General features: G+C 54.8%; 5 protein-coding genes. 1 reads left to right on the top strand and 4 read right to left on the bottom strand.

Annotated features, from left to right (window positions below; translation table 11 throughout):
- Positions 1 to 1,672 (bottom strand): M6 family metalloprotease domain-containing protein (locus ACETWG_04220; GenBank protein ID MFB0515796.1); only part of this gene is annotated, 1,672 nt, incomplete at its 3' end.
- Positions 1,673 to 2,083: 411 nt separating this feature from the next.
- On the opposite strand from ACETWG_04220, the gene ACETWG_04215 reads away from it, so the two are divergent.
- The gene (locus tag ACETWG_04215) at positions 2,084 to 5,248 is read left to right on the top strand and encodes a family 10 glycosylhydrolase (GenBank protein ID MFB0515795.1); all 3,165 of its coding nucleotides are present in this window, start codon (positions 2,084 to 2,086) and stop codon (positions 5,246 to 5,248) included.
- Between the two features lie 94 nt (positions 5,249 to 5,342).
- Here the strand turns inward: ACETWG_04215 and ACETWG_04210 are convergent, their stop codons facing one another.
- The 3 genes from ACETWG_04210 to ACETWG_04200 form a co-directional block, all read right to left on the bottom strand.
- Entirely contained in the window at positions 5,343 to 6,662 is a 1,320-nt protein-coding gene (locus tag ACETWG_04210; protein ID MFB0515794.1) for a T9SS type A sorting domain-containing protein, read from the bottom strand.
- Between the two features lie 120 nt (positions 6,663 to 6,782).
- Positions 6,783 to 7,043 carry a hypothetical protein gene (locus tag ACETWG_04205; protein MFB0515793.1) on the bottom strand — a complete coding sequence of 87 codons (261 nt, stop codon included), beginning with the start codon at positions 7,041 to 7,043 and terminating at the stop codon, positions 6,783 to 6,785.
- 125 nt (positions 7,044 to 7,168) lie between these two features.
- The gene (locus ACETWG_04200) at positions 7,169 to 8,479 is read right to left on the bottom strand and encodes a T9SS type A sorting domain-containing protein (protein ID MFB0515792.1); all 1,311 of its coding nucleotides are present in this window, start codon (positions 8,477 to 8,479) and stop codon (positions 7,169 to 7,171) included.
- Between the last annotated feature and the right edge of the window lie 199 nt (positions 8,480 to 8,678).

Raw genomic sequence — 8,678 nt, 5'->3', positions numbered from 1 at the left:
TCAGTGTGCCAATATAGACCGCAGGCGTCGTCGGTGCGAAGGTGACGGTCACCTCCTGACTTTCGTCTGCATAGAGCACGAAGGCCGTTGTATCCGGCGCAAAGGCAGTATTATCGGTGGATATGGCACTGACGATGAGAGAGTCAGCACCGCGGTTGAACACTGTCAGCGACTCAGCTGTAAGCGTTCCGACAAAGACTCGCTCGTAGTCCAGCATATCAGTGGAAACAAGGATGTTCGGCACGCCGGTTACTTGTAGGTCAGCCGTCATGGAATACTCCGAGGGGGAAATATTCTGGACGGCGACATAGGTCTGGCCACCGAAGTAATCCCTGCTATCTGGCGTACTTACGGCGTCGAAGGTAGCATTATAGGTTGTACCGGGATAGGGATCGCCGGCGTCGCCCCGATTCATTTTTCGCTCCAGGTCCCATAACCCGTCGGCCTGCTCCAGGGCTACCAGGTAATGCCCGTAGGAGGTCCAACCGGGATACCATTCTTCGTCGTTCTGCGTAGTGACGGCTTCGTCCACGTGATAGATCAGCAGGCCGCTACCGGGCAAGAATTCATCATAACCAACCTTCTGGCGGTTCTCTATCAGGAAGTACTCAGGCCCTATCGAGCCATTATGCCACAAGCGGTAGGCTTCAGCATTGGACTCTATATGCGCAATATTCTGACCTACTATATTGATATCCACATTTGTCGGCGAGACATACCCCATTTGGAAATGGCTCCAGGCGTCCGGAAAGGCGGGCCTATCCCCGTCGGTTCCATTCCAGCTGCCACCCGCCATCAGGCTCCAGCGACCCAGACCTTGTGAAGGTGCCACTTCATCCCGATCATACAGGTCCGGCAAACCAAAGACGGCGTGCCCCATCTCGTGAGCGAAGACCCCGATAGTCATATCTCCAGGGGCAGCCCAGTACTCGGGCTCCATCGAGTAGTGATAGATAGTAACCCCATCCAAAACAGGGGGATTATAGGTAACCCATGCGTGAGACCAGATATCGTAGTCGCTGCCGGTATATTCGGCCCCCGGGCCGGCATGAGCTATAAAGAGGGCATCCACATACCCGTCAGCATCGTTATCGTACTGAGAGAAGTCCACTAGGCTGTCAACGGCGGTAACCACATCCTCCACCAGCCGCTGGGCATTTTGCGGGTAGGTGCCAAATCCATTCTGGCCATTCACGTAGTAGGCATAGGTTTGCGGGGCCCGGGTCCAGCCAACGGTGCTGGGTAGATTAACAGTAATGATGTCAAGATCACCATAACTGACCGCCTGGTAGTAGTCCCATAAGGAGCCGGCGGCCTGTTGAAATATCAGGGTATCGAAGTAGGCGGCGGCCACCTCCTGCTCATTGTCGGAAAAGTCAACCAGAATGAGCAAGACCTTAAAGGAACCGGTCGGAATTCGTGCAGGACCCAGGGACCTGACGGCCGCGGAGGGTTCCAGAGAGAGTTGCCGGGTTAAGGCTGGTGCCGTCCAGGACGAGCCGACACCTCGACGGCGGATCTCATCAAAATGTTCTAGGTAATAAGGTAGTGCGATCCGTCCCTCAGCAATCAGCTGACGGACACGTGGGTGCGGGGGGATCGTGCCCAGCGCAAAGTTGCCAGCCACGATGGCAAAGGTCAAAAGCGCTACTATTCCTTTGAATGCCTTCATGAGATGCACCTATGAGCTTGTGTTAGCATGAATTAGCTACGCCGGACTGCCCGTCGCTTTTGACGTCACCACTCTTAGGGTAGGAGACAGCTCTGCCCGGCATATTTGATAGGTTGTTGCCACAGGGAAAAAGATAACTACGTGAAAATATTCTGAAATCGAATCTACTAATTGCTGTAATGATTCGCAAGATAACGAATCGACTACTTCCCCCTCCTCTGACCTCAGGTTGGCGTTTTGAAACCATAATCGCAAGCGCCGCACAGAAAGGGCCCCCATTTGACAGGGTTGTGATCCGGCTGCCCCACTTGCCCTGAGTTGGCCTTAAATTTTAGCCGACGTGCAGACCAAAGCACCAATCCCCGGCCATCATCGAAGTAATTCGTTAGTACAAAGGGACTCGATGTTGATATGATGACAAAAGCTACTACCATTACCTTGTTTATGTGCCTGCCGCTGGGCATGCTGGCACAGAACGAAAACCAGGAATTTCGGGCCACCTGGGTGGTGACCTGGGAGCTGATCAGCCCTGGTGCCAGCGTGGCAGAAAATCAGGCCCGGGCACGGACAATCCTGGACAACCACACCCAGGCCCACATGAACGCCGTTCTATGGCAGGCCCGGCAAAACGGCACGGCCTACTACAACTCCTCTTTTGAACCATGGGGCTATTATGCCGACTACACTGACCCCGGCTACGACCCCCTGGCCTACGCCGTTGAGCAGGCCCACGCCCGCGGCCTCGAACTCCACGTCTGGATGAACACTTTTGAATCCCGTGGCACTCACCCAGACTCCCCGGCCATGAAACATCCCAATTGGGTCTGCCACGACGGCTATGACAATCCCATGCCCGCTAATTACGCCATTTCCCCAGGATTGGATTCAGTGCGCAGCTACCTGATCGAGGTAGCCATGGAGATTGTCCGTAACTATGACATCGACGGCCTTCACCTGGACTACGTCCGCTGGAACGAATACACCACCCAAAGTGTCACCGCCATCGCACCCCTGGCTAAAGGTGGTGCCCGGGAAGAGGAACTTTTCGATGGTCTGATAACCCCTGCTCAGCTGGCAGCGTTGAAGGTGGCCGCACCCCAGGATCGATACCTCTATGATGTGGATCATCCTTACAGCGAGATACCCCCTGACAGCATCGGGGGCGGCCCGTTTCCTTCCTGGGAGGACTGGTGGCGCTGGTGCGTCACCGAGTTCGTCCAGGCCCTTCATGACTCCATCCAGGCCGTGAAGCCCTGGGTGCGCTTTTCGGTTGCCGCCCTGGGGAACTATAACTGGGGCGGCTGGCAGGGCTACGGCACGGTCTACCAAGATGCCGCCCTGTGGTTCAATGAGGGGTACGTTGAGCAACTTACGCCCATGCACTACCATTGGACCGATGGCGGCGGTTTCCTGGGCATGCTCCGCAATAATCCGTCTGCTAACTGGGAAGACCATATCCAACCCGGTATCAACGCCGGCCGCCTGTACTCGGTAGGGCCCGCTTCTTATATCCTATCTCGAGAAAATATCTGGAGCCGACATGAAGAAATCGTCGCAGCCTGCCGCACCGTGCCCTGGGTGGACGGCTTCCAGTTTTTCAGTTCGGGATACTGGGACGATCATAACTACTGGGGGAAGGCCGGTGCCACCTTCTTCGAAAGCAAGATTAAAGTCCGACCCACGAAATTGATCGTGTCAGAGACACCACCCACACCGTCACTGGCACTCCTTGAAATTGACTCCCTGACCTACCAGCTCACCGTCACGCCAGCTGGTGACCTTGATGGAGCCCGCCGGTTCGCCATCTATCGATCCGAGGAGGCCCACATTGACACCGCAACCAACAAAATTGTCGACATCCACTTCGGCAGAGAGGCCTATACGGTTGTAGAACACTTCACCGGCACCCAGGACTTCAATGGCGCCTACAGTTACGGTGCTACTATGCTGGATCGCTACTGGAACGAGTCAATGCTGTCCAATACTGTCACTACCGAACCGGTCCCCTCCTTCCCACCGGTCATAATCGCTACAACTCCCGAAGAAGGGGATACCATTCCAGTGACCAGCTCTGTCAGTCTAACCTTTTCGAAAACTATTGATACTACTACCTTCGCCCCGGCTATATCACTCGACCCGATCGTAACGATCGATAGGGTCCTTTGGTCACCCGACTGGGCCTCGAATGCAACCACAGCAACGATCCTTTTTGCCGAGCATTTACAGTACGACACCACCTATACCCTCACCGTGGCCGCATCACTCCTCGATATCAATGGCAAGCCGCTGGATGGCAACGGTGACGGTATCGGCGGCGATCCCGACACGCTGCGGTTTGTCACTGAACCCCGCGACATCACCGGTCCGGTTATCCTGGCCAGCTACCCGGATATCAGCGCACCAGGGGACAGCCTGTTGTTCGATGAGGTGGTTACCTTCCTCTTCGATGAACACCTGGATCTCAATTCCATCACGGATACAACCCTGGCGCTCACCCAGGACGCGGTGCCCATTGCCAGCCACCACAAGATCACCAACGTCCGCGCCAGATCCGTTCTTAGCTTGCAACCCCTGGAGAATTTTTTCGCCCGCGGCGCAAACTACGCCCTCCTGCTCCGGCGGGAGCTCACCGACTCAGTCGGCAATCCCCTGGCAAGCGACATCTCCCTTACCTTTGTCACCTCCTATCTAGGGAACGTTAATGAGGTGACCATCGACAAGTTCTTCTCCAGCAGCAACTGGGAAAGACCTGGCTACAGCGGATCAACAGTGGGCATAGTGGACCCCAATACCACTTTCAGCATGTCAACTGACGCTTATCTGCCATCGGCGATTCCACGCCAGCGCAGCGCCGCCCGGCTGCACTATGAATGGATGGATGTTGACACCACCTTCCTCCTTCGGGAGTACTTGAGCGGTGCCCCCCGAGACATCGCTTTCGACAGCAGCTATGTGCTCCAGTGCTTCGTCTTCGGCGACGGCAGCGGCAACCAGTTCCGTTTCTGCCTGGATGATGGGCGCCCTGGGGCTGCCGAGTTCCACGAGGTCTCTCAATGGATCACCCTGGACTGGTACGGCTGGCGGCTGCTGGAATGGGACCTGAGTGACTCCAGCAGTTTTGGTGAGTGGATCGGCAATGGTCGGTGGGACAATCCCGCCACCCTCTACTTTGACAGCTTCCAGCTCACCCATGAGCGGGGCACATCCGCGAGGGTCGGTGATGTTTACTTCGACGACCTGCGAGTGGTGCAGAAGGACTATATCGTTACCATTGCCGAGGCCGGTCCGCCACTGCCCCACGCCCTCACGCTGGCACCGAACTACCCCAATCCCTTCAATGCGGTCACCACTATTCCCTTCTACTTGCCGGCGCACAAACGCGTCGAACTGACCATTTACGATCTTCTGGGGCGGCACGTGAAAACCCTGCTCAAAGGCGAGCTGCCCGCCGGCGACCACCGGGTTATCTGGCAGGGAGACACCCAGGCGGGAAGCCCGGCTGCATCCGGGGTGTATATCTATGCCCTCAGAATGGAGGGCCGCATGTTGACCAGGCGGATGCTCCTGCTGAAATAATCACCAGGCGGCACTGGTATTCACCCTTATAACAAAGCCCCCCGGTCTCAGGGATCGGGGGGCTCTGGATTAAGAGGTTACCAATACCTGACACTTACTTGATGAATATCATGGTCTTGGTAACGGAGCCTCTGGTGGTCTTAAGCCGGTAGATATACATACCGCTGGCGACCAGCATACCGTTATCTGCCTTAGCATCCCAGATGACGGTATGTGCTCCAGCGGTTACTTCACCACTCACCAAGGTACGAACCTTCTCACCCAGGACGTTGTAGATATCGATAGATACTAACTCGTCCGCCGGAATCTCGTAAACAATCCGGGTCGTGGGGTTGAAAGGATTGGGATAGTTCTGGGCCAGACGGTACCCATCCGGCAGACCCGGAGACCGCTCATCTACCGCCATCAACTTGTTGCGGTAAATATAGACGGCCCCCTGGTCATTACCTACCAGGTATGCCACGGCCTCATTCTTGCTGAACGCCACGCCGCGGAAGCCCTTGCCATACTCCGTATCTTGCCAGTCAGGAGTAGTGGTCGTGTCGATTAAGGCATCCGGATGATATACACGGTAGTATTCCCCTTTGTCAAAGTCGAGCACCGTCACGTTGTTATGCAGGGAGTCCGTAGTAGTGGCGTAGTCAACAACCGATACCCACAACGCGCTGTCCGGGCCCCAGTGCAGGCACACCTTCTGGTCCCAGAAGATGGTGTCCCCGTTGACGTCGGTGTAGACGCTGTCGGTGTACTCGTAATCGACGAAGTTCGTGGTGGTCCACATCTTCAACACCGGGCCAGCTCCAAGGTCAGCCGGGATAATAGTAGTGGCGTCACTCGTCACTGCCAACCCCCGGGCCCAGGGCGCTCCTCCAGGCAGCTCTATCGTCTGCGAAACGGAGAAGTCCGGATTGAGGACGGTAATCGGGTTGGTACCTGCCACCATCCCAACGTAGATATAGCCTTCTGCATCAACGGCGGGACCAGTTAGGGAGCCCGAGGTTGCGTGAAAGTGGACAGCTGTGGCAGTGACTGTATCGGTAGTAGTTGTAAGTGCGCTTACATCCAACTCGACTAAACCAGCCGCCAATCCGTAGAGTATATTGCCGTTCGCGGCAACGTTCATCCCCTTACAGGCCCTGAACCCCGCCGTCACATCGGTCGTACCATCGTTGTACGTCACGGAATCCCAGACCGCTATCAGGTTGCCATCGGGACCATAAATATCCATCGGTCCACTATAATCACCGATCCAGATATTGCCGTTGGCATCCACTACCGCGAACTGGGGCCACACTGCCGAATCCAGCACTGCGACGATTTCCCAGGGACTCTCAACCGGCGTCCAATCTCGCCCCAAAGCGGGGGACGCTGCAACGCAGGCCAGGAGAATCGCTATTAACAAGCCTTTCCTCACTAGGTTTCCTCCTTATTTGGTTAGTCGTTTGCGGTATACTTAGACACTGACTCTTGCCACAAGCAAGCTCTGTGCCATCATTTACAATTTGCCCAATTTTTATGCCTTAGGCAACTATAACTATTGGCGGCTGTAATGGGGTGCACTGTATTGCTTCACCCGCTCTAAGCGTACATCTATCTTTAGAATTTTCGGTGCTCCAGTTGTGGGTTTAGAGGCGTAAAGATAGCAGTCTCTGCCCTCACCGAGGTAAGCGATCGGCGGCTTGATGAGGTCCGGGTAATAATACTCAAAGCTGTCATCAGCGGCATAATACACGATGATAGCCGAAGTGGCAGCATCCAGGGTATATATCGCTGCCCTCAGAACGGAGGGCCGCATGTTGACCAGCCGGATGCTCCTGCTGAAATAATCACGACCCGGCGCTGGTATTCATCCTTATAACAGAGCCCCCCGGTCTCAGAGATCGGGGGGCTCTGGATTAAGCGACTACCAATACCTGATACTTACTTGATGAATATCATGGTCTTGGTAATAGAGCCAGTGCTGACCTTCAGCCGGTAGAAATACGTACCGCTAGCGACTGGCATACCGTTATCTGCTCTTGCATCCCAGACGACGATATGTGCACCGACAGTTTGTATTCCATCTACCAGCGTGCGGACTTTGTGACCCAGCAGATTATAGACCTCGAGGGTTACAAGTTCCGTCTCAGGAATCTCGTAAACGATTTGAGTCGTAGGGTTGAAGGGGTTGGGATAGTTCTGATATAGCCCGTACCCGACGGGGATCCCTTCAGGAGCATCGGCCACGTCAACAGTCCACGTAGTATCCCTGTAGATACGCACCAGGGATGCATCATCGTCGTCAATGTAGGCATACTGACCATCATGACTGAAGGCCACACCTCGGGGACCTCTACCAGGCCATTCCGACCAGATGTTCATGTACTCCTTCTTCTTGAAGTCGAGGACAACCATCTTGGTAACGGTGGTATCTACAAGGCCGTAATCATTGCTCGAGACCCACAGGGTGCTGTCCGGGCCCCATTCCATGGTTATGCGCTGTGTCGGGAATATGGTGTCGCCGGCGGCATCCTTAAAGACGCTGTCGGTAAGCGTATAATTGACGAAGTCCGTGGACGTATAGATCAATAGGGGACCAGGACTACTAGAGAGGTCACCCACTATGATCATCGAACCATCGGCGCTCACTGCGATACCGCGAGTAAGGCCCGGGGGATCAGGAAGCTCGATAACCTGCGCCACATTCGCGAAGTCGGCAGGATCTATCATGTATATTGGGCTCACACCGGACACGCAACCATAGTAGATATAACCCCCGGCGTCTTGAGTCGGCTTCGTGGGAGAGGGTTCCGCGACGTGGAGATTGAGGGCCGTGATATGTACCGTATCGTCGGTCTGTACAACAGCATCAGCATCTAGCTCAAAAATGAAATGGCCAGGATTTCTAGCATAGAGGATATTGCCGTTGTTCAGGGCACAGATGCCACGGGGTTGGTCTAGCCTGACCAACGTATCACCACCCGCCACCGCTCCCCCGGGAAGGTACACCGAGTCGTAGACAGCGACGTTTGACCCATCGTGGTTCCGTACCAATAGACGGCCCCAGTCTGCTATCCAGATTCGATCATTCTTGTCCACTGCAGGCCAATTCGGCCAAGAGAGGGTATCTCCGAGGTTCTCGACGAATTCCCATTTATTAGTAACCTGGGTCCAATCACTCTGACCCGACACCGGCACAGCGACAAGACCCATCAACAATAATAGCGCTATTAGCAAGGATCTTCCTTTCACTAATATTACTCCTTCTTTATTATTTTAATTTGAACTTTGGCCTGGTAAAGGTAAGAGATAGGTAGTTAGAGAGTCAAGCCCCAATTAGTGCTGTGGATTTTTTCCCCAGATCTTGTTCCAGTTGAAGTGTGAGTAATTCGGTAAAATCGGCAACCTTGAAAAAAGGAGGCTTCTACCGTGAGACAGGGTCGCTACGCCC

The organism is Candidatus Neomarinimicrobiota bacterium (genome assembly GCA_041862535.1).
GTDB lineage: Bacteria > Fidelibacterota > Marinisomatia > SCGC-AAA003-L08 > TS1B11.
This window is presented reverse-complemented; position numbering and strand designations above follow the sequence as displayed.